This window comes from Epilithonimonas zeae (genome assembly GCF_023278365.1).
Classification (GTDB): domain Bacteria; phylum Bacteroidota; class Bacteroidia; order Flavobacteriales; family Weeksellaceae; genus Epilithonimonas; species Epilithonimonas zeae_A.
The window spans coordinates 1,329,852-1,353,294 of record NZ_CP075338.1 but is presented as its reverse complement, the minus strand read 5'-3'; the positions used below and the strand labels follow the sequence as shown (position 1 = coordinate 1,353,294).

14 protein-coding genes are annotated in these 23,443 nt (G+C 31.8%); 2 read left to right on the top strand and 12 right to left on the bottom strand.

Annotated elements, in window-relative coordinates:
• Positions 1–35: 35 nt before the first annotated feature.
• The 3 genes from KI430_RS05840 to tyrS form a co-directional block, all read right to left on the bottom strand.
• The gene (locus tag KI430_RS05840; RefSeq protein WP_248877319.1) at positions 36–878 is read right to left on the bottom strand and encodes a hypothetical protein; all 843 of its coding nucleotides are present in this window, start codon (positions 876–878) and stop codon (positions 36–38) included.
• Between the two features lie 112 nt (positions 879–990).
• Positions 991–1,743, bottom strand: coding sequence for an acyl-CoA desaturase (locus tag KI430_RS05835; protein ID WP_074233640.1), 753 nt, complete (start codon positions 1,741–1,743; stop codon positions 991–993).
• 41 nt (positions 1,744–1,784) lie between these two features.
• Complete coding sequence (gene tyrS, locus KI430_RS05830) at positions 1,785–3,080, bottom strand: tyrosine--tRNA ligase (protein ID WP_248877318.1); 1,296 nt, start codon at positions 3,078–3,080, stop codon at positions 1,785–1,787.
• 234 nt (positions 3,081–3,314) lie between these two features.
• On the opposite strand from tyrS, the gene KI430_RS05825 reads away from it, so the two are divergent.
• Both KI430_RS05825 and KI430_RS05820 read left to right on the top strand, forming a co-directional pair.
• Positions 3,315–4,484 (top strand): hypothetical protein, encoded by a 1,170-nt coding sequence (locus tag KI430_RS05825; protein ID WP_248877317.1) that lies wholly within the window; start codon positions 3,315–3,317, stop codon positions 4,482–4,484.
• 1 nt (position 4,485) lies between these two features.
• Positions 4,486–5,022 carry a hypothetical protein gene (locus KI430_RS05820; RefSeq protein WP_248877316.1) on the top strand — a complete coding sequence of 179 codons (537 nt, stop codon included), beginning with the start codon at positions 4,486–4,488 and terminating at the stop codon, positions 5,020–5,022.
• A gap of 469 nt (positions 5,023–5,491) precedes the next feature.
• On the opposite strand, the gene KI430_RS05815 is transcribed toward KI430_RS05820, so the two are convergent.
• From KI430_RS05815 to KI430_RS05775, 9 genes are all read right to left on the bottom strand, one after another.
• Entirely contained in the window at positions 5,492–6,400 is a 909-nt protein-coding gene (locus KI430_RS05815) for a hypothetical protein (RefSeq protein ID WP_248877315.1), read from the bottom strand.
• Positions 6,384–8,147, bottom strand: coding sequence for an AAA family ATPase (locus KI430_RS05810; RefSeq protein WP_248877314.1), 1,764 nt, complete (start codon positions 8,145–8,147; stop codon positions 6,384–6,386). The genes KI430_RS05815 and KI430_RS05810 overlap by 17 nt, the downstream gene beginning before the upstream one ends.
• Positions 8,148–8,178: 31 nt before the next feature.
• Entirely contained in the window at positions 8,179–11,349 is a 3,171-nt protein-coding gene (locus KI430_RS05805) for a type I restriction endonuclease subunit R (protein ID WP_248877313.1), read from the bottom strand.
• A gap of 5 nt (positions 11,350–11,354) precedes the next feature.
• Complete coding sequence (locus KI430_RS05800; protein WP_248877312.1) at positions 11,355–13,436, bottom strand: DUF262 domain-containing protein; 2,082 nt, start codon at positions 13,434–13,436, stop codon at positions 11,355–11,357.
• Positions 13,423–15,186, bottom strand: a complete 1,764-nt coding sequence (locus KI430_RS05795; RefSeq protein ID WP_248877311.1) for a DUF262 domain-containing protein — start codon at positions 15,184–15,186, stop codon at positions 13,423–13,425. Before KI430_RS05795 ends, KI430_RS05800 begins: the two co-directional genes overlap by 14 nt.
• A 9-nt stretch (positions 15,187–15,195) precedes the next feature.
• A complete protein-coding gene (locus tag KI430_RS05790; protein WP_248877310.1) occupies positions 15,196–16,899 on the bottom strand; it encodes a restriction endonuclease subunit S in 1,704 nt (567 codons plus the stop codon).
• Complete coding sequence (locus tag KI430_RS05785) at positions 16,896–18,419, bottom strand: type I restriction-modification system subunit M (RefSeq protein ID WP_248877309.1); 1,524 nt, start codon at positions 18,417–18,419, stop codon at positions 16,896–16,898. Before KI430_RS05785 ends, KI430_RS05790 begins: the two co-directional genes overlap by 4 nt.
• Positions 18,420–18,686: 267 nt before the next feature.
• Positions 18,687–20,390: a hypothetical protein gene (locus KI430_RS05780; protein WP_248877308.1), complete on the bottom strand. Its 1,704-nt coding sequence runs from the start codon at positions 20,388–20,390 to the stop codon at positions 18,687–18,689.
• A gap of 378 nt (positions 20,391–20,768) precedes the next feature.
• Positions 20,769–23,000 carry an AAA family ATPase gene (locus tag KI430_RS05775; protein WP_248877307.1) on the bottom strand — a complete coding sequence of 744 codons (2,232 nt, stop codon included), beginning with the start codon at positions 22,998–23,000 and terminating at the stop codon, positions 20,769–20,771.
• Between the last annotated feature and the right edge of the window lie 443 nt (positions 23,001–23,443).

Genomic DNA, 23,443 nt, shown 5'->3' with positions numbered 1-23,443 from the left:
GAGTGAAAATTTTATCAAAAAAAATAAAATTGTGATTAATGGTTTTTATTCATTTTTAATAATTTCTTTTTCTTCTTTTTGCGTTTTTTCGTAAAAATACTTTTTATAAATCCAAATAAACCAAGCAACAGGAAGATTCCTAAAGCGGAAACACCAATTGCTGTATTTCTACCCGTATATCTTTTACCAAGGAAAAAATAATCATAACCAATATTTAGGAAAAGATAAATAAGAATACAAAAAGCGAGAGGAAAAATGATAAATCCAAATATTGCCAAAGCGAATGTTCCAATGTCTTCTAAGGATTGAGTTTGCGCGTAACTGTAGAGGATGTAGTAGAAAATCACAAGAAAGCAAATCACAATAATGTTCACCACAAGAGCAAAAATTTTGATAGGTGTAATCATTCTTGCTTCACCATTTTCTACAATGATGTCTATTGTATCTCCAACGGATTTTATATTATTGTCGCTGAAAGACACATCGCCATATGTGTTTTTAATAACTCCATTATCATCTTTATATTCTAATAATGGTTTGTAGAATGTGTTTCGTCTTGTTCTTGAGCCAATACTTCTACTATCTCTGGAAGTGCTTGTGCTGACGAAATTTTCATATTTGATTATCGTAGCAGAATATTTATTGGAACTGAAATTATCTTTAATTGTAGTAAAAGAAAATTGCAGAATTCCAAAGAAAAATATGGCGATATAATATCCGGCAATTCCTCCAATTAACCCAATGATTATGCGTAAAACTAGTTTGATGTGAGATGAGTTATAAGCCCAAATCACAACAATAAAAAGTCCTAGAAGAATAGAAATAATTTTGAATACAAGATGGTCAGCTGTGTGAAATGTTATCGAAAAAGGATGCATAGTTTGTGTTTTACACGAAGATATTACTAATTTTATAATTAATAGATATTCTTGTTCAATGCAATAAAAAATAGGTTAGACAAAATGCCTAACCTAAATATTTATTTTAAAATTAAATTTCTCTTTTTACAACTGCGACAGGATTCAGTTTGATTAATTTCATCTTGTCCAAAAGAATCATAATGCAATAAGTAACGTCAATCTCGTGCCATCTTACGCCTCCGAAATTGGCTCTTCCACCGTGTTTGTGATGATTGTTGTGGTAAGCTTCTCCCATCATCAACCAATCAAACCTAAGGAGATTTTTGGAAGTGTCAGAAACTTTGAAGTTCACATAACCGTAGATGTGACCAAACCAATTGATAATTACGCCGTGGATTGGCGCCATCATATAAGCAACCGGCAACAAAAGCCATTGCCACCAAGCGGTTGCGAAAAAGTAGAAAAATACGGTGTATAAAACTGCCCATCCGATTCTGGAACCCCAAGAACTTGCAAATCTGTCAAAGCCTCTCCATTGCGGGACATTCTTGGTGAATTTTTCTTCTATCTTTGCTTTTTGGTCATTGATTTGTTGATAGATTTTTTTCGTTCTCCACATCATTGCGAACAAATTAGCATCGTATTTTGGAGAGTGTGGGTCTTTTTCCGTGTCTGCATAAGCGTGATGCAATCTGTGCATTACACCGTAACCATAAGCTGAAAGATAGTTAGAACCTTGTGTAACCCACGTTAAAACATAACATAATTTTTCACCAAATTTTGACATCTTGAATGTTTGATGCGCTGCATAACGGTGAAGAAAAAATGTCTGAAAAAATAAACCGGAGTACCAAAGTACTATGATAAAAATGATAACTGCCATTTAATAAAAATGTAATTGAACTAATTAATGATTGATGAAATTTAGATTCCTTTTACTATGAAATAATTTTTCTTTCCTTTTTGTAGAAGAAGGAATTTTCCATCAATCAAATCACTTTCTGAAACCGAATAATCTTCGCCAACTTTGGTTTTGTTTACGGAGATGGCGTTTCCTGTTAATTCTCTTTTAGCTTCACCTTTAGATTTTAAGAAACCTGTTTTTTCTGAAATCAAATCAACGATATTGCTGCCAACCAATTCAGATTTTGAAACTTCCTTTTGTGGAACGCCATCAAAAATTTGAAGGAACAATTCTTCGTCTAGACTTACCAAATCCTCTGTTGTAGATTGTCCGAAAAGAATCTGAGAAGCTTTCAAAGCTTTCTCATATTCTGCTTGTCCATGAACCCAAATTGTAACTTCTTCAGCAAGTTTTTTCTGAAGTTTTCTTTCATGTGCCGCAGTTTTATGTTCCTCAATCAAAACTTCAATCTCTTCTTTTGGAAGGAAAGTATAGAACTTGATAAAACGTTCTGCATCAGAATCTGTTGCATTTAGCCAGAATTGGTAGAATTTGTATGGCGAAGTTTTCTTAGCATCCAGCCAATAGTTCTCGCCACTTTCTGACTTTCCGAACTTGGAACCATCCGCTTTTGTAATCAAAGGAACGGTTAAAGCATAAGCCTCACCTTGCGCTTTTCTTCTGATTAATTCTGTTCCTGTTGTGATATTTCCCCATTGGTCAGAACCTCCCATTTGAAGCTTCACACCGTCATTTTGGTAAAGATGAAGGTAATCATAACCTTGTAAAAGTTGGTAAGTGAATTCTGTGAAACTCATTCCGTCAACACCAGAATCTCCGGAAAAACGTTTCTTTACAGAATCTTTAGCCATCATATAATTTACTGTGATATGCTTTCCAATATTCTTAGCAAAGTCAAGGAAAGTGAAATTCTTCATCCAATCGTAATTGTTGACAAGAATGGCTTTGTTATCTCCATCACCATCAAATTTTAAGAATCTTGACAATTGATTTTTCAGGCAATCAACGTAATAGAGTAGCGTTTCTTCACTCAAAAGATTACGTTCCGCAGATTTGCCAGAAGGGTCACCAATCATTCCTGTTGCACCACCAACCAAAGCAATCGGCTGATGACCGTGCTGCTGAAAGTGAGCCAGGATTTTGATTTGGATAAGGCTTCCGATATGTAAAGAATCTGCAGTTGGGTCAAACCCAATGTAAGCTTTTGTCATTTCTTTATCCAGTTGTTCCTCCGTTCCCGGCGTCATATCAGAAAAAAGTCCGCGCCATTTTAGCTCTTCTATAAATGCATTCATTGTCTTAAAAAAATTAGCTGCAAATATAGGAAATTACTATCTGTAATAAATTTGTAATTGTGAATTAATGATAATGTAATTTAAAAAGATTATATGTAAAAAATTATTAATAATAATCAAATTTTTGTTAATAATTATGATATAAATCAGTGTCATATGTTGTGATTAGCAAATTTCTATATATTTGTCGCGGAACATACGGGTTGGTTGGTATGGAAATGAAAATTGTTTTAAATGGATATGATATTTTATAAAAAAGCTTTTGTTCTGATTGCTTTTTTTACCGGTTACTTTTTTGACTCTCAGATTCGGCCAGATGTAATCTACGGAGATTATAATACATTCTGGACATCACAGAATAATTCAGGTAGCTATGTTACAGCACAAGACACTAATAACCTTTTAGGTTTCTCGGTAGGAGGTGTTAATTATTCTTCAGGCGTTAATCCAACATTGTTTGGATCCAGAGTCGGAACTTATGTTAATGAAAATTATAGAGCATTTCCCACATCTTTTTCTGTTGGAAGCACCTCTACAAATTACCTTATTGGAATTCCAAGATATGTGAATGGTGTTTTACAGGATCAGACCAATAGGCCATCCTTGAGTTGCGATACTTCACTCGGCTATTATTTGCGAGATGGGCTAAATGGTCTTGATCTTAGTACTGCGGTTTTCAACATTCCAAGACAGGATTTGAGTTTCTATGTTAATGTTTTGGCAGACATCAATCCTAATTGTATTTCAGATAATATTCCTGATATCATTGTGACTCAAGTGGGTGCGCCAAGTACAACTTTCGATGTTTTTAAATTTACTGACATCAATGGAAATACTGTTGGTGTTCAAAAGGATGTTAATTTTTCTTCAGTAACCCCTTCCGGAACGGCACTCTGGAGTTTTTATTTTGCCGGAAATTGTCCACACAACTATAATAGTGGAAGTGGTTTCTCTGGAACAACAAGGGACGTGAGAGTTTTGACTTTCAAGTTAAGTGATTTTGGGATTACACTTGCTAATTATCAAAGTGCAGTCAAATTTGTACAAGTATTATCTGGTGATAGTGACGTGGCATTTTCTGCGTACAGTACCAACTCTTTGTCACTTTACTGTCTGGAAAATGCGGTAACATCCGGAACTGTTCAGGATACCAAAATCGGAATTACATCCCAAGGGAGAGCCGGAGCTGCAGATAATTGGCCAATGGTGAGAAAAGGCGGTTTCCTGGCTTTGGAATCCAATCGAAAAGCTTTTGTACCTACTAGGGTTTCTACTGCTGGACTTGCCAATATTACCAATCCTGTAGAAGGAATGATGGTTTATGACACTACAGAAAACTGTCTGAAGGTTTACGTGAATTCATCAGTCGGATGGAAATGTTTCAACAGAAAAACTTGTCCTTAAAATGAAAAAAGTATTATTGTTAATTGTTCTTATTGTTTGTAAGAACAATATATCTGCACAGGTTATTTTTGGTGATGCAGTAGGAAGTGCGGTAGACAAAACGTCTGTTTTGATGGAGTTTTCTACAGCGGGCAATCGTGGACTTATCTTGCCTTATGTGACAGATAAAACCGCCATAACAACGGCGGGAAGTATAATTTTTGATGCATCCACAGCGACGGCTGCAAAGGCAAAATATTACAATGGAACAGCCTGGATAGATCTGAGTGTCCAGCCTGCTAATGCAACTTCTTATTTAACCATTCAGCCACCTGCGAGAGAAAATACCAATTCTAAAGTAATTATTGGAAGTAATACTTCTTCAGCTGATGGAATTCTGGTTCTGGAATCTGCTTCCAAGGCGATGGTTTTGCCAATTGCAACTTCTTATCAGAATATCATCAACCCAGCTCCAGGAACAATGGTTTTGTTATCCAATGGGCCACTCAAAACGCTTGCTGTTTATAATGGCGAACAGTGGAGTTTTTGGAGTTACTAATTGGAATATGACTTTTATAAAAAAGACCAGAATTAATCTGGTCTTTTTGTTAAAGAGAATAAGCCTTTTGAATTATTTTTGAAATAATTATTTGTTAATTACGAGCGATTACTTTCCGATACAGTATCTATAGAAGTGTTTATTGATGGTGCTTTGCGCAATACAAGGTGTACAAAAGTGGTACACAATCAAGATGCTGCAACATCTTTTTTTTCTACTTTTCCGCACGAATCTCGTCACATTAAACGATTGTAAACCAATGCTTTAGAATATCTGACGATAAATTTAAAAGTGCATTTGTACTACTTCTGTACACCTTCAACCTTGTAAATTACTGTAAATTAAACAATTAAAAATTCCCGAATGCGACAGTGATATTTGATACATTTCGCCTGTACACTTCAATTTTCATCAATTTTAGAAAAAAATAAGTTCAGAATTTCAACAAATTATAGCTCAGTTTTTATATCTATCTAACTTCTTGGAAAGCATCTCGTAACTCGTCTTTATATATCGCAATTTTAGAAACAACGCAACTTTCAAAATTTGCAATAATATGTCTACCCCACAAACAGTACTCATTTCTAACATTATCTAATTCTAAGACTTTAGTACACTCTGCTTCTAGCCAAACTTTTAGACCATCATCATTAATTTTACCCATTGCTCTTGCTGCGCAAGCTAATTCAATATTCTTAATAATTTCATTTAATTTAACTTGACGGGCTGCCAACAAAGGATCTCTATATAATTTCAATATATCAACTGTCTTTTCTCCTTTTTCACCAATACCCTGTATTTGTCCTACGTCATTAAATGTCAAATAAGGAGTCGGATCCTCATACTCCGGATTAATTAATAATGGTTCTTCATCTAATAAGGGAGATTGATTGGCAATACAATGTGTTCTGTCAAATGAAAGTGGTGAATTTCCTATTGGGTTTATTGCTCTGGCTCTATTGTTGAAATCAACTAAAGGAAATCTATTACCTTTTGCATTTTTACCATTACAACTTGGACAAGATAACAAAAGGTTGCTCCACTCCAAACCCAACCAATAATAACCAGGATGGGATAAACTATTATTATCAATTTCATCGACTTTAGCCTTTGGTCTAAAATGTTCAACCTGTAAAGTCGCTACGTGATCAACATATGATTCACAATAATAGCATTTTGGTTTATCACCCGCATCAAGATTATCTTTATGCACAGAAAATGCTTTAAGCTTATTAACTACAACTTCATCTTTATAATAAGTAGTATTGTACTTATCACCATTCATTTCTGCAACTGCACGCTCAATTTGCCTAAATGTCCCAGGTCTTGTCAAAGGTTCGGGAATATCATTGTAATCTTTTCTAGTTATCTGAATCATTATCTATTCCTAATTGTATAGTTCGTTCCGTGATCTTTCTATTCAAAATTTTATAAAATGCGGCTTCTTGATAATCGTTTTCTGTTATCAAACTCTCATTTGGATTATGTTGAACATTAATTATGGAATCAAAGCCAAAAATAGGTGAGCTTAAAATTGTATTAGGTAATAGATTTGAAATGTCTATATCTAACATTGTCGCTTTGATATTATCATTCTGATCTCTTTCAACCGTAATGAATACACTCTCTTCAGGTGCACCAATAAAAGGTATTGGACTATGGGAAGAAACAATAAATTGAATATTAGGAAATGTTCTTGAGAGGTTTATTACTAATTCTTTTTGTGCTTTAGGATGAAGGTGTAAATCAATTTCATCTATAATAACAATCCCACGTAATTCTGCTGGATCAAGAATGTCAGATTGTTGATTGAAAAGACGAATCAGAATATCACCAAGCATCGCAATAGTACTCTTTGTACCAGTTGATAATTTTTCCCAAACTAAAGAATATTCTTGATTCTGATCATTAGTAAAAATGTACTTTGTAATTTTTTTGTTATTTTCAATGGTAAATCTAATATCAACTAAATTATGAACAACATCAATTATTAAAGACTTAATATAATATTCTCTTTTTTGAAAAAGATTCTTTTCCCGCTTTGATCCAGACCTCCAAAACTCAAACTGTTTGTCAATACTTAATAGTGGAGTTCCTACCTTAAATAAAGATTTGAAAGACTCTTCTTTATTTAATTCTTTTTTAAATTTAGCCTTATTCATCTTATCTACCACCATATCAAGTCTATATGGACCATACATTGCCAACCCTTGAATGTATGGTTTTCTTTTACCTTTTACTTCACCATTTCCAATTCTACTGTATTCTTGTAATTTATTTTTATAAATGAAGTTGGCAGTAACTTTAAAATTAGGATTTTCTTCAAATTCATTTTTTGACAACATTCTATTTCCCAATGCTGTTGCCATTGCTCGTAAAAGGTTCGTTTTACCAGATCCATTCTCACCTGTTAAAAATATCCACTGATTTTTTTTGTTTTTTATTTCAATCGATAAGTCATTTATTAATCCATAATCTTTTATATCAATTGAAAATAATTTCCAAGGCTTATCCTCTTTGATAACAAATTCATCTTCATTATCAATCTCTTGCTTGCGTTTTCTATATTGCCTAATTTTATTATGTCTTTTTAGAAATTCTTCTGAACTTAAAAATGAAATTTCATTTTCACTTGATCCCATCATCTCAAAAAAATCAGAATTACTCCTAATAATATCATCAATATTTTCTTTATCTGTGTGCAGGAAAAAATCAAAAACAGACTTGTAATCGTTTAGATCATATATGCGATTACTGTATTCAGAAAAAACATTATCATACTTGATGATATATTTTTTACCAATTTTTTCTAAATTTAGTGTTCTTTCTAAAAAATATCTTTCAATAAATTCTTTCTTGATAGTAGAATCTGAAACATTAATTTCCAAGGTGCATTTTCCCTCGTTATCAATTATGAAACATATATTCGGAGTTCTATTTTTCCAATCCATCCCTTCCCAAAATGATATTGCTAAATAGTTTTCATTTCCGTAAAACCAATACCCTTCTTCCAATCTATTTGCATGATTACTTTTTCTAAAAGTAAATTTTAGTTCAGAATTTCTTTTCCTTTGTTCAAGCAGATATAAATATAATTCTTCATGAACTTCAACAAGATCCAGCATATTTTTTATTTTAAAATTTTAATAAAATCTTCTACAAAAATGAATAAGAATAAACATGCTGATAAACAGCAATACTTTTTAAACTTACTTCTTCATCAGTATATTTATTTTCTGGAAGCCATAATAACTGTTCATAAATAGTAGTTTTTACACCTGCTTTTACTTCTCGAATTTCTTTCCAATTAGGAATATTTAACTTTTCATTTTTGAGAATTTCTAAAGTTTGTGCTGCCACTTTCTTCACTTTTTCTCTTTCTTCCTTATCCAAATTTTTATCCTGAATTAAAAGATCAAAAATGGATAAGGTAGGTTCATCCAAATTTTCTTGATAAGCTCTTTTTTCTTCTTGTGACAGGGATTGAACAAATGCTGCCAATTGCTCAAAACTGCGTACAAGTTCTACTTCAGATTTACCATTATTGTAAGCTTCGATAATTTCTTTATAACGTTCATAAAACTCTAAACGTAAAGGATTCTCTTTAAGCATCTGTTCTAATTTTTGTTCCACAGCTTTATTCAGATCATATACTAATTCATTTTTTCTAGGGATTTTCTCAAATGCTTTTTTTAATGCATCAATATTTAAATTAGACAAATCTATCATTGTATAGGGATTTTCCTGAACAGTATCGACCACAACGGAATCATTGACCACACTCTGTAAACGTAAAATAATCTCTGTGACATCAGCACTTTTTACTTTTTGATTGAGTTTGCTGTAAATAGCATCGATAGCATTGTATTGTGGAGTGAATTTTTTTGCCTGTTTTTCAGGAAAAAGTGCTTTATATTTTCTAAATACGTTTCTAGCCGCTATCTCAAATTTAGCACGGGATTCGTCATTTCTACAAACAGCATTGGCTCCGTTATTTACTGCTGCAATTTTTCCCATAGCTGTAGCTTCAATTAAAGTATCTAAATCAAAATTTTCTTCTTTTAACATTTCCACAACTTCGGAAATGGCTTCCTCGATTTCGTCAGACATTGCTTCTAACTGCTCGAATGGTTTTTGACTATCACTCCTTTCTCCTTTTTTACGTTTATCTCCTTCTCCGTAAACTGCATAAGCTTTTTCTAATTGTTGGTAAACATTACCATAATCAACAATAAGCCCGTTTTCTTTTTCATCATCATACACCCTGTTTGCTCTGGCAATTGTTTGCATTAAAGTATGTCCTTTAATCGGCTTATCAATATAAACTGTTGAAATAGCAGGAGCATCAAATCCTGTTATCCACATCGCACATACAATTGCTAATCGGAATGGATGCTCTTCATCTTTAAATTCTTTTTCAAGATTTCTTTCAACCATTTTGCGACGATGCATTTCAATATCTAAATTAATTTTTTTGAATTTATCAATTTCATTTTGTTCTGAACTGATGACAACACAAACCTCCGTTGAAGCAACTAAGTTATATTTACGTTTTAATTCCTGCTCTTCCTGAAGGTCTTTTGATTCTGCAATTTTTTGTTCCAGCTCGGTCAGATATTCTGGCCAATATTCCATAATGTAATCATACATCCGAACCGCTGTCGGCTTATCAAGTGCTACCAACATTGCTTTCCCCTGATAGCCTCTTTCATTAAAATGCCAAACCAAATCTTTAGCGATCTCTCTCAGACGCGATTCTGCAGTAAGTATGGGGTATTCTTTTTTAAATAGATAAGCTAATTTCTTTTGCTGATCTTCATCAAGATTTTCATTTTCAAGAATCTCAGCCATTTGTTCATCCAATGCAGGATTATCAATATTTAGTCGCTCTCCACGATTCAAATATTTTAATGGTAGTGTTGCTTCATCTTCAATTGCTCTTTTAAAATCATATACAGAAACATATTCTCCAAAGATATTCTTTGTGACTTCCTGCTCCTCTTTAATGATGGGAGTTCCGGTAAATCCTAAATATGAAGCATTAGGCAATCCAAAAAATCTCATATTTCTTGCATATTTACCACCTTGTGTACGGTGTGCTTCATCAGAAATTACAATTATGTTTTTTCTTTCTGTAATAAGTGGGTATTCTGTTTCTAACTCAGGATCAATAGAAAACTTGTGTATTAATGAAAATACATACCTGTGATTTTCACTTAATAATTCTCTCAGATGATCTCTACCCGTTATACCTTTCTTTTTACCTGCAATGATATTTTTATTATTAACAATTCCAACACCTGAAAATGTATCGTAAGCCTGGTTTTCCAGTTCTGTGCGATCGACAACAATCAAAAATGTGTAAGAACCTCCGAACTTTCGATGTATCTTCTCACAAAGAAAGACCATAGAATATGTTTTACCAGAACCTTGAGTGTGCCAATAAACTCCTAACTTTCCTTCAAGGTCATCTATATTTTGCACATTTTCCAAAACTCTGTTTACTCCAATGAACTGGTGGTTCTTCGCCATTAGCTTTACAATATTTCCATTGCTTTCATCAAAGAGTAAAAAGTTCTCGAAAATATCCATCAGGTTTTCAGGAGCGCAGGTTCCTCTAAGCATTGTATCTAAACTTACAATTCCTTCAGCATCTTCTGTTATACGTTTCCAGTCAAGAAAGTATTTATATGGACTGGTTACGGTACCTACTTTAGCATCTGTACCGTTGCTTAAAATTATAAAGGCATTATGATAAAATAAATGAGGGATTGTATCTTTATAATCCTTGAAATTATCTTCATAAGCAGAGCGCAGATCGATAGCGTGAGATTTAAGCTCGAAGAATACTAATGGAATACCATTTACAAAACCAATCACATCAGGACGACGATTATGTAACTCGCCATTGACTTCGAATTGCCGAACAGCCAGAAAATGATTGTTTAAATAATCTTTGTAATCAAATATTCTTAAAGTTTTCTTTTGGGTTTTGCCCTCCTCATTTGTAAACGAAACCTCAACACCATTTTTTAATAATTGATATTTGGCTTTATTTTGTTGAGCAATAGTTTTATCTGCTTCTTTTTGAACAATTTTTTCTAAAGCTCGTGTATATGCTAATTCTGGAAGATCTGGATTTAACTGCTGTAAAGCCTCTAAAACATATCGTTCTAAGATTACTTCTCCTTTATCCTCACGACCTAATAATCCTTCAGTTCCAAAACTTTCATTCTTCCAGGCTGTAGTAACTTCCCATCCAAGTTCTCTTAAAACTTCTTCGGTAGCGTTTTCTATCAATGCATCTTCTGAGTATTCGTAGGACATAGGGGTTAGTTTTTTACAGTTTTTACTTTGCTAGACAATATAGTTGGATTTCCACCATTGAAATTTCCTTTGGTATTAACAAAACGATAAAAATTTGGAAAGTGTTTATCTGCTTTTCTATGATTATGATTTCCCACCGCGATATAATATCCTTCCTTCCACATTTTTTCTTTCAGTTGGAAGTTATACCACTGTATTGCATCAAGCCACTCTTCGGTCTGATCATCATAATTAGGTTCAATGAGAATTCTTTTTTCTAACTCTATCAAATTATTGGCCTGCAAATAGTTTTCGAAAAATTTTGAAAAGCATTTGTCTTCTTCAGCATCGATATCTCGGACAATTCTTTTTTCATTATCAAAATCCAAATTATCATAGCTATTGGTCACTTTGGCATTCCAGCATTTACCATAGGTAATTAGACAACTGATAATTTTTGCATAGTTGTCCCAATTCACACTCTTATCTTCCTTAATAGGAAATAATTCGTAAAATTTATCTCTGATTAATTCCAATTCTTCAACTGAAGGGTTCTGTTTATAATCTATTAGATGAATGCTGTTGATATTTCTCAAGTAACTTCCATCTAAATTTATCGGATGGTCTTCTAAATGCCAAATAACTGACAGGATATTGTGCAAATTTGATTTCTGTTTCTGAGAGCTTAAAAATTTATATTTTAAAACCTCCTCATCATTGCTATTATCTGAAATTACGACTTCGAAACCAATGCTTTTAAATTTTGCAACATCATTCAAATTAGTAGCTACTGCTCTAATATAATTATGATAGCGGTTATAAATTATCCTAAATGAAATGATAGTGTCTAAATCGAAAGTTTGTACATTGGAAAACAACTCTAATGCAGACCATAATAAAACCATTCTATTTTGTTCCGTTCCTCTGTTGGCATCATCCAGCTTTATAAAATAATTGGTTTGATTATCATTGAGTAACTTTCGGATCAGATTTCTTGTATGGATAATCCATTTGTAGTATAAATCATTTTTTTTGCAAAAATCTAGTATTTCGTCGCCCAATATTATTTTTAGAGCATTGATATACCTTTCTATTGTGAGAAAAGAATGGTTTCTAAAACATTGTAGCAACTGATTGTTTGTTGGTGGCGCAAAACCTTTATTTGAATTTTTTATAAAAAAACCTTTATTGTTCTTATGATTTTCTAAACCAGCAATACAATAAAGAAATTCATTGAACACTTCATCAGCGTTTTCGTGTTTGCCTCTAATTAACCAAAAATCATTTTGCCATTCTTCCCATTTTCTTCCCCATTCATCTTTTTCATCTTGTGAATTTATCTTTGCCAGTAGTTCTGCTTTTAAATTTTCGTTCGATTGCATTCGTTCACCTCTGGCGTTCATATAGATATACAATTCTTCCCCTTGCTCACTAATGTTCGTATCAAAGTACCAAAACTGAACGTGGTTTAACACGTAGTCTTTAAAACTGCCGATATCGTCAAAGTTTTCAGCTAGAAAATTTTTAATTGTTTCTAAATTTCTTACAATGGATTGTATGGTTTTGTCATTTTTATAGAAATTGTAGTACCAACATTGCTCTTCTAATTCCGCATCGTTGTGAAGAAGATTATGTTTAATGGTTTGATTTAAAAACAATAAACTTGCTTCGCGAACACGGTACTCTATAAAAGATTTACTATTTTTAAAATATATTTTTGAGAATTGGTTTTTAAAATTCTCATCTTTCGACGCAATAGCAACCAAAAGCAAATAGACTGTGGTTAGGCGTTGTTGTCCATCTATTAAAAAATATTTGTCTGGATATTCAAAATCGCTGTAGGCATATATAAAACCAATGCTGGTACTATATTTTAAAGTTTTATAGTAATTACTGAGCGTTTTTTCCAATGCGGGATTATTATGTACAGTGATATGTATTTTACTTTTTGAACCTTCAAAATTGATATAATCATCAAATATCGACTGCAACAATCCTTCAACCTGATCTTTTCCCCATACATAATCTCTCTGAATTTCGGGGATGATGACAGCTTCAATATTTTTATTTGAGAACAGCTCTTTAATGTTGTATTTACCTGCTTTCATCTTGAACTTCTTCTTTTAATGATTGGGTTAGGGTTGAAATTTTGTCGTGAATAATCTGTCCGTGCTGATCGATATTTTCTTTGTTCCAACGTGTAAAATCACCCGGATTTTCATCAAATATCGATTTGGTAAACACTTCTATCGTATGTGATGGTATAAATCCACCATTTTTTATACGTGTAAGAAGTTTCGTTCGTTTTTCATCGTAGAAACCACAGCCATTCAAAATATTGTCAACATTTGAAAGTAAACACATATTCCCCAAATGATGAATATACCCCGATCGTTTCAAGGCATCTGTATAAACAAGCTTTTCCTCTGGTGTTCTTTCTTTCTTACGAATTACTTTTTCCACTTTAGGCTTATCATCTTCGTTTACCATTTGGATAATGTTTTCCTTATCGCTATCAGTAAGTATGTTTTTCTTACCTTCCGGCGTTTGTGGAAAAATATGTTCAAGTGTCCATTTTTCTTTGACGTAATTGTAAAAATCAAATTTCGAATTTCCTGACAACACATTTAAAGCCAACAGTACTTGATGAATTTCATTGGGATTGTCCTCATAATTAATATCCAATCCTGTTGGAATGTTGGCAATAACTTTCTTTAGCAATTTGTTGTAAAAACCTTCTTTAGATTTATACTTAAAGTATTTGATAAAATCTTTTACACTAAACTTTGACCCTTTATGAAAAAACAAATACCCTAATCGGTTATAGATGATTGGGTCTTTGAGCCAATCCTTTAATATCCAAAAAGTATGATACAATTCTTTTTGTAGGACATCCACATCTAAATGATTAAAAAAATTGAACAGTTCATGATGGCTCGTTTGCTCTTTGAAAGATACATCCTCTATGCTTTTGGCAACCAATGAAAGAAAACCAAACATAGGATCATTGAACGAACCAAAATAATAACTCTGAACAACTTTATCATTTACCCAATTCTCAATTTCATCCCAACGTCTGCCCAAGATCAAGCGTTGCTCCTGAATTTCTCTAAACGATTTTTTTCTCAAATCATCAGATAAACGAGCATGTTTAGTGATAAACAAAGCCTTGATCAGTTCTGCTTCAGTAAGCGGTATTTTATTACTGTTTAAATTTGAAAAAACTTTTTCACTACTCACGTGCTCTACTACATTCACAATGATTTGTACTTGATGTAAGAGAAAATCGTAAAACTTCTTTTGGTGTTCAACATCTAATTCACTAAAAAATGAATGACATTTTTTTAAAGCTCCAAATAAATAAAACGTATCCTGATTGTTAAAGCTTTCTTCTTCAAGGATAAGTCCTGTCTTGCGATCCCATTCACATTCCAATAGGCCTTCTAATTTTTCGTTTTGGTAGATGTAGTTTTTAAAAAAATTAGAGCGAACGGCATAATCCAATCGATTTTTGGCAATATTATCTTCACCAGTTAAATAGGAAAGAATGGACAACATTATAGAAAGTGTTGTTAGCCGTTGTTGCCCATCAATTACCTCTAGATAATTTGTGCCGTCACTTTTTTTTAGTGTAATGTACTGCAGATAATAATCCACCGGTTTTTTTTGGTCTAGAGATTTAGTAAAGGTACTCCATAAATCATTCAGCAAAATACTTACCGCACCATTTTCATCAAAACCCCACTTGTAACCTCGCTGATAGGATGCTATATGGTAAAATTCGGCCTCATAGTCTAGCAAGCAACCGTCTATATGGGTCGAAAAAATATTTTTGATATTGTAAATCAGTTCTGCCATTATTTTTCTCTAACTATTATACTCCAAAACTCCCCTCAAAAACCCAATCGCCCCCTCCACATTCGCATTACTAAAAATCGTTCGTTCCAACTTAGCTTCCCATTCCTTTTCAGATTCTATAATGTCCAAAACATTAACTGTGGTAAACTCAAGATTCTTCTTAGAAAGTTCCACCAAACTATTATCAACTGTTGCTAAAAGTTCCAATTCATCATTAGATTTGAACTTAAACTCTGTTGTTAACCAGTCCAAATCTGCGACTTGCCAATAATTAGAAAAGTACTTTTTAGCATCTTCTATTTTTTCGGCAGTTACGAAACCAGTTGTTCCTTTATCCCCTTTCCAATTTTGAATATATTTATTTTGTAAAGCAATTTTTTCAGGACCACCATATTTTGTTTTTGGATTATATGGCCCTGCGGCTTTTCTTAGATAATCCTGAATTTTATTATCTGAATATCTGTGAAATAAATAAGAAAGTTTAGTATATCTTTTTCTACCCAAAGGATATTTTTCACTTCCAAATCTTTCCACTAAACAAGCAATCAAAACAGCTTCTTTAAATTCTTTGGAGGTTTCTTTTTTAGGCTGTGCTAATGGAATTATTTTAGCTTCGTTTTGTTTTGTTTCTAAACTTTCAACGTCAATTATTCCCATCATTAATCTTGGCAACAAAATATCTCTCGCCTCGCGTAAACGTTGGTTTTGGTTTGTTAGATTTATTATTTGCTTGTTTATATTTTTGCACTTTTCAGAAAACTTAATAATTAACTCTTTACTCGGCTTAATTATCTCTAATTGATTTATAGTATTCTGGGTTAAAAGTGGTTGCGCTGCACCTCCTGCATATGTTCTTAAATTCAATTGCTTTAATATAAAATATGCTAGTTCAATTGAAATGTTATTAAACTTTTCTTCAACAAATATTGTATTATCTGTTGCCCAATAATCTTCTGAGCAATAGTTAATTGATCCACAATAAGCTCCAACTCTTCCTATGATTACACTGTTTGTTGTATTAGATAAATTTGAATACCCAATAATTCCATTAGAACCATAAATTTTATTTTCGTAAGGATTACCAGTGTTTAATCCTTTAAATGATTTACCATTTTTAATAATGAATTCATCCCCCAACTTCACTTTCTCCCAACCCTCCGGCAAACCATTATCACCAAAAACCGCAGTTTCATAACCCGGAAAACGCATTCGCACAAACCATTCTTCATAGGTTTGTTGTGTCATTTCTTCCAAAATTTTTATACGCTTTAAGTTGTTCTCTATCAAATCATCATAACCTGATAAAATGCTGGCGATTTTGCGCTGGGTTTCGAGTTGTGGAAGTGAAATATTAACAACGTTGAGTGCTTTTGTTGTCAAGCTGGGAATAGCAGCTCCTTCATCAAGAGATGCTAAATCGTAAGTTTTTAGTAAATAATATAGAAATCGTGGCTCAGTTATAGATTTATCAATCTTCGTCCAGAACATTGTATCGACAGTAGAAAAAGGTTCATTTAAATAAAACAAATTGCTTAATGTCCCTTTTCTCGGTATTAATACGGATTCTTTATCATAAAGATAAGAATCAACATATCTCATAACACCACCAGATCCATATAGAGGATAATTTCCATCCCTTAATTTCTTATGATCTTTCCCATATTTAATTTCAACAACTTCTCCTAGTTTATAATCTATCCAACCTTCTCTCATAATTTAATAGCTTGAATTTGATTCATCAATTGGTTGGCTTCCATATTCAGCTCAGCTAATTCGCCATGCAATTCCTGCATTCGGGTTTTGTAATCAAAATCCATATCAATGTCGATGTTTACACCAACATATCGTCCCGGTGTCAAGCTGTAATCCTGTTCCGCCACTTCTTCCAAATCCACCATTTTGCATAAACCTTCTACATCACGATAAGTCCCATCAGGGAAATGCTCGTTAAACCAAGAATTGTCTATTGCTACTTCAGGAGTTTCACCTCGGTATAATGCTATCATGGCCGTTAATCCTTCCAATTGCTCAGGAGAAAAATCATTAATCGTTGTGCTTACCTTTCGATAAACATTACGGGCATCTATCATCAGTATTTTATCTTTGTTCTCTTTTCGCTTTCCTTTATCAAAAAACCATAAATGGCAAGGCAGCGAACGGGTATAGAAAAAGTTGTTTCCGATAGAAACGATACAGTCTACATTTCCTGTTTTTACCAATTCTTCACGGATTCGTTTTTCAGCATTTCCAGCATCAGTTGCTGAAGACGCCATTACAAAACCAGCCCTTCCAGTTGGGTTCAGATATGACATAAAATACTGTATCCAAAGATAATTGGCATTTCCAATCGTTCCCTTACCTGTTAACGGTGCCCCAAATGGTAAACGTTTATCTTCTGCTAAAAATTTATTCTTAGCATCTACTTTATCCACATTAAAAGGCGGATTTGCCATCAGGAAATCACATTTTCCATAGAGTTCGTGTGGATCGCTGTAAAAAGAATTATTATTAGCTATACTCCCGTTTATTCCATGGATGGCTAAGTTCATTTTGGCCAAACGTGTGGTATTGCTTTTATATTCGGTACCGAAAACTTGAATAGCTTCGTTTACTTTTTTGTTCTGATGATTTTTGATAAAGTGTGCAGTTTGTACAAACATACCTCCCGAACCACACGCAGGATCATGGATAATCCCGTGATCCGGCTGAATAAAATTAACAATCAATTGTACTAATGATGGGGGCGTAAAGAATTCCCCTCCTTCTTGAGCACCGGCGCCCATCATTGAAAGCTTCATCAGGAAATATTCATACACTCTTCCAAAGACATCACCTTTAGCCTTTTGTACTGAGTCACTGTTAAAAATACGGATCAGGTTTGCCAGTAAATTATTATCAGAATCATCTTCAGGCGTCAGTTCCTGATAATTTTTAGGAAGAATACCTGCCAGTTCTTCATATTCAGTTTCAATAAGCTTCATTGCAGAATTTACAGCTTCGGCCAAATCTTCGCTTTCCGGCAAATTGGCAAGATGAGTATACTGTGCTTTTTCTGGTAAGAACATTGCTCCAAGAGCAACATAATCATCTTTCTTAACATCACGACGTTTTCCAGTACGAGGATTTACAGGTAGTATTTCTTGTAATTTATCTTTTGCTTCTAAATACTTATTTTCAGCAAAACGCAATAAAATTAATCCTAATAAAGGATCTTTATATTCAGCCGCAGTCAATTTTGAATTAGCTCTTAATTCATCGGCTGCTTCCCAAAGCTCTACTTCGAGCTGTTTAATATCTTTTTGAGTCATTTTAACATATTAAAAACCAAATAAATATAATTTTATTAAATTTTGGTTTAGAATTTATAAAAATATAGCAATTTATCCAAGTTTAGAACACTTAATAGATGATTATTTTCAATTAATATCTATTTTTATATTCATTGTAAACTCTGATAACAATCAAGAGATTTCGCTCATTAAAATAATCCAAAATAATTACTATCTTTTCTTTCGTTTAAAAAAATCGTCAGGCATTGATTTAATATCTTCAGTGTTTTCAAAGTTAGTTAACTTTAAAAATTGTGTAAGAAAATCACCATTCTTTACAATATCTGCTTTAATGAAACTTTCCCTAAAAGATGGGTAATTGGGTAAAGCTACATTTTCATTAAATTTCTTTTTTTTCAACGCATATTCTTTAAGGCATTTTACCAAATCAAATTGATTATTATAGTATGTTAATTCAACCAATGAATTTAAATCAATCATTGTAAGATTGTGAACTTTTTTAACACCTAAATCTATTACACTAAGTTTTTCCATCATTTTGAGGCTTAAGTAATGCTCTAAAGAAGGAATATTATAAAATGAATTTGATACTACAATAACAGGATATATTTCGATAGTATGAGGTTTAATATTTTTTCTTGCAATAATCTCTTTAAAGTCACTGTTAATTTTTAACTTATTCATCATTGAGATTAATTGAGAGATTCCTTTTTTCTTGACAAAATTTTTCTCAATTATTCTTTCGACCTCTTTATAATCGTAGATCGTATCTAATTTATTAATGCTCTCATAATCCTTAAATTCGAATATAAAAATATGTTTATTATTGATTATTAGACAATCAATTAATGATTTATTTTTTTCATTAAATATTACTTTATAATACTTATTCTTTAAGGATAATTGAATCAAATTTCGAAACAATATTTCTTCACTCCCCTTTTCTGCATATTCGGAAGAAAAATCGTTATACGAATTAAATGCCTTGTATTCTTCAGTTAAAAATTGGAATACTTTATATTTTATTTTATGATAAAAATTCAGGAATAAGTAAGCTTTGTTAAGCACAAAATAACCATTGTCATTATCAATATCCTTTAACAGTGGATAATATTTTAGTTCAATTTTTTGTTTATTGAATAATGAATTTATGCATAATTCTTCACAATATTCTTTTATTCGTATTTCTTTTGAATTTTTTGGGTCTAAACTTATATAGTTTTTGTCATCCAAATAGTTTAATAAAAAGAGTTGATCAAAAATATATTTGTCTAAACCATTTATATTATGCTTATCTTCAAATCGCTGCAAAAAACCAGAATAATTTCTACATAGATACTCAAACAAAGATCGTAACCGAACAAAAATAAACAGCTGATGATAAACAAAATCAAAATCAATGGTTTTTGTTGTAATAATGAATTGCGCTAGGCTTTTGAAGTACTTCTCTGGTATATCATCCATAAATTTAATAGTGGGATACACTTCTGAATTGAATATTAAATATGCCTGAATAAATGGAAATGATTCGAATTCAGAATTTGATTTATCCTTTAAATAATTATAATTCTCAACGATTTTTTTAATTAATAGGTTATTAGCTTTGACATTGAAAATACACTTTGTTTCGTTAATATTAGAGTTTCTCTTATTTAAACAATTCAATATTTTACTTATCTCATATCGATATTTTATTTTCTCAAGATCTGACAATGAATCGATCAATTTCATTTCAAAGGATTCCCCTGCGATAAAGGATTGATTTATTGCACAAACAATTAGCAACAAGATATCTGGATCAATACCTGCCAAAAGATCTATAACATTTCTTTTTTCAATTTTATCCGGAAAAATATCTTTCCAATTTTGAGCTACCACTAATTTTAAATTCCTTCCAATTTTTTTTCGTTTCATTATTAAATTTCAATTACATTATCATTTCCAAAACCTTTGTCTGGCTTTCGCTATAACTTGGGAACTCGGATTGTGACGAAATGACAGATAAATTTTATTTTGCTCTTGTACATCAAACCCAGAAAATTTTCTGAGTTCTGTCCTAAACGCTTTGTGCACCATTATTTAGAAATCAATATTTAAAATTGTAATTATCCCATTTCTTAATTTTCAAGGACGACCAATACATTGTTGTTTGGGAACCTTGTGTTAACGTAGAGTGGGAAAAAAGCTCTTCTCTACAACCGACTTAGAATTCTTTATTTAAATGATTTGTAAGGTTTATATTTAAGAGATAATGCAAGAGCTAATTTTGTAAGGTATTTATTGTTTACAAAATTATTCTACTAGTATTTCTTCATTTTCTTCGGCACCCATCATCATATTATAATGCCCAATATTATGTGTGTGGAGAAATATTTCCTTAAAAACTTTTAAATAAGATTCTATTGACTGATCAGGAAGTTCAACATATAAATCATCAGGCAAAGTATGTGAGCCTTCATTTATCCAACTCAATAATGATCTAAAAATTTCCTTTTCTTGAGGATTAGTAAATTTTGACAACAATGTCTCATCTCTCTTTTGTCCTAAAATACTAAAGTAATTTTCGATTACCCTTCTCATTGCATTTTGAACAGTGATACCAGAATTCTTTTTATAATCCTTTATTTCATTCCATAATAAATCGTACGAAGAAGATATTGGATTTTTATCTAAATAAGGAAATAATCTAGTAACAGAGTTTACTTTACGAAGTATATAATATTGATTCCTTTCTCCCTTCCCTCTGTTATTACCTTCAAATGAAGCTTCTTTATGGAAATAGATATTATGAGTCAAAAGAATAATTTGCTTAATATTTCCAATGTTATTTCGTACATCTTTTAATATTTCTTTTATTAAAGTGCTTACAACAAATAGTACATTACTATCTAAGCTCGAAATTGGATCATCAATTACCAAAATACGCTCATCATTAACTGTGTTTTCATCAAGGCTTCCTTTTGCAAGTTGTAAATAATATAGAAAAGTAATGAAAGTAACTTCTCCCTCACTTAAAGTCATTGCTGCTATTTCTCCATTTTCTCTTTGTATTTGATAAAATCCATCTTCAGTTGCAGGTACTATTTTAAAATTTAGAAATCCGTAAGCCTGCAATAGATTGTTGATTTCATCAACAGTCGGCTGAATACTAGTAACGTTTTTGCTTAACTTGACAATCTCGCTTTTCAGTGTTTTATAAATTTCTAACTTTGCACCGCGGTCTGCTTCTAATTTTATTATTCCTTTATCAAGTCCGGTAGTATTTGAATTGTACTTTGCTAGGTCATCTTTAAATTCCTCAACCAAAAATTTCCAAATTTCTTGAGTTAGCTTGTCTTTTTCTGAAATAAAATTTTCTACTAATTCATTATGCTTCTTAATGTCATCATTTGCTTTATCAATTAAGTTTTTGATTAAATCGAATTGTTCTTCGAGAGAAATAAGCTCTATTTTCCTGCTAGGCTCTTTTATTTTACTATTTAGGAGTTCATTATTCGTAGTATTTTGGCTAATTAGTGTTTTTAGATATGCGGAAAACTTATTAATATCTAATTTAGAATCTTTTAGAATCTTATGATCAATTTCAATTGCATTAAGCTCGTTAAGAATATTCTCATTAGCAGAATTATATTCTTGCTTTAAATCTTTTAACTTTTTTAAATCATTGATGTAAACTTCATCAAAGAAGTTTTCTAACTGTTTTTTAAAATCTTTTGTGATTGTCTTTTGTTGACAAAATGGACAAGTTTCATTTTCTTGTATATATTTTCTTCCCTCATTTACCCAATCATTAATATTTAACTTTTGTATTAATCGAGCTAAATCGACATCTGCTTTTCCAACAATTATTTTATTCCAAATAGAATCTTTTTCAATTGATATTATATTTCTGTACATAATATCATTAATAAGTTTTATTTTCTGAGGTACTTCGCCAAATATAGTTTTTGCTTTTTCTTTTAAAAATTCTAAGTTTTCTAGATTGGCTGTATTAGTAGAAAATTCTTTTAAAAGTCTGTTTTTAAATAATTCTCCGGATTTCATCGAACCAACAAAAGCATCTTTAAATTCCTTATCGTATTTTTTGTATATTTTCTTCCAACATTCATCAGTAAATTCCTTCTCTAAATTTTTCTTTTTTTCAATTTGACTATTTAGTGTATCCTTTAATTTTCCACCTTCATCTTTTATCTTTCTTAATTCTTCCTTTTTTTCTTCTATTAATTTTATTTCATCAGTGGTTGCTTGCCCCAAAGTAAAGACTCCACTAATATTACCTTTTCCGAAGTTATGTTCTCGAAATGACTTATTGTATACTAATGTCTTAATAGGTTGCTCATCTACCCAAGATACTTTACAATTTGCAAATATTGGGTTAGCAGTTTCTTGTAAAAAATTAGACAAAGTAGTTTTCCCACAACCGTTGGTTCCGTATAAAAAATTTACTCTTTTTAAATTATTTATTAGGATGCCATCTGTTGAATCATAAGTAGCTACCCCTTTTAAAATAATTGAATTAATCATTGGTATTTAGTTTTTAGTTTTCTCTAGAATTTAACCATCTCTATCTTTTATTGCACTGTATAAATCATTATTACTATTAGGAAAACTTTACATCAAATCTCGTTAATATTCGATTAAAATGTACCTAAAAGCTAAATTGGATATTCCGTATTTTCCAACCTTTAAATGTAACAAAAGGAAAGTAAAAGAAAAAACGGAAAACCGTAACGTTTAACAAAACAAAATATTAGCACAGAATTCAAACTATTTTCTCAAATGAATCTTCTCATATTTTCTTAATAAAATCTTATGCGTAAGTACGAAGAAGATCTTTTTAAATCAATAATTCAAATAGTCGTTTAGGATTGAGCGACTAAGAAGGTCATAAATTCAAATTGTTTTTATATCAATCAAAAAATAAGGTACAAGATGTAGTTTAACTCTTCATTCTAATCTCTAAAAGC

What these genes read in the sequence shown, in the direction of transcription:
- KI430_RS05840 (WP_248877319.1), bottom strand. Translation starts at nt 878, where the DNA reads ATGCATCCTTTTTCGATAACATTTCACACAGCTGACCATCTTGTATTC.
- KI430_RS05835 (WP_074233640.1), bottom strand. Translation starts at nt 1,743, where the DNA reads ATGGCAGTTATCATTTTTATCATAGTACTTTGGTACTCCGGTTTATTT.
- tyrS (WP_248877318.1), bottom strand. Translation starts at nt 3,080, where the DNA reads ATGAATGCATTTATAGAAGAGCTAAAATGGCGCGGACTTTTTTCTGAT.
- KI430_RS05825 (WP_248877317.1), top strand. Translation starts at nt 3,315, where the DNA reads ATGGATATGATATTTTATAAAAAAGCTTTTGTTCTGATTGCTTTTTTT.
- KI430_RS05820 (WP_248877316.1), top strand. Translation starts at nt 4,486, where the DNA reads ATGAAAAAAGTATTATTGTTAATTGTTCTTATTGTTTGTAAGAACAAT.
- KI430_RS05815 (WP_248877315.1), bottom strand. Translation starts at nt 6,400, where the DNA reads ATGATTCAGATAACTAGAAAAGATTACAATGATATTCCCGAACCTTTG.
- KI430_RS05810 (WP_248877314.1), bottom strand. Translation starts at nt 8,147, where the DNA reads ATGCTGGATCTTGTTGAAGTTCATGAAGAATTATATTTATATCTGCTT.
- KI430_RS05805 (WP_248877313.1), bottom strand. Translation starts at nt 11,349, where the DNA reads ATGTCCTACGAATACTCAGAAGATGCATTGATAGAAAACGCTACCGAA.
- KI430_RS05800 (WP_248877312.1), bottom strand. Translation starts at nt 13,436, where the DNA reads ATGAAAGCAGGTAAATACAACATTAAAGAGCTGTTCTCAAATAAAAAT.
- KI430_RS05795 (WP_248877311.1), bottom strand. Translation starts at nt 15,186, where the DNA reads ATGGCAGAACTGATTTACAATATCAAAAATATTTTTTCGACCCATATA.
- KI430_RS05790 (WP_248877310.1), bottom strand. Translation starts at nt 16,899, where the DNA reads ATGAGAGAAGGTTGGATAGATTATAAACTAGGAGAAGTTGTTGAAATT.
- KI430_RS05780 (WP_248877308.1), bottom strand. Translation starts at nt 20,390, where the DNA reads ATGAAACGAAAAAAAATTGGAAGGAATTTAAAATTAGTGGTAGCTCAA.
- KI430_RS05775 (WP_248877307.1), bottom strand. Translation starts at nt 23,000, where the DNA reads ATGATTAATTCAATTATTTTAAAAGGGGTAGCTACTTATGATTCAACA.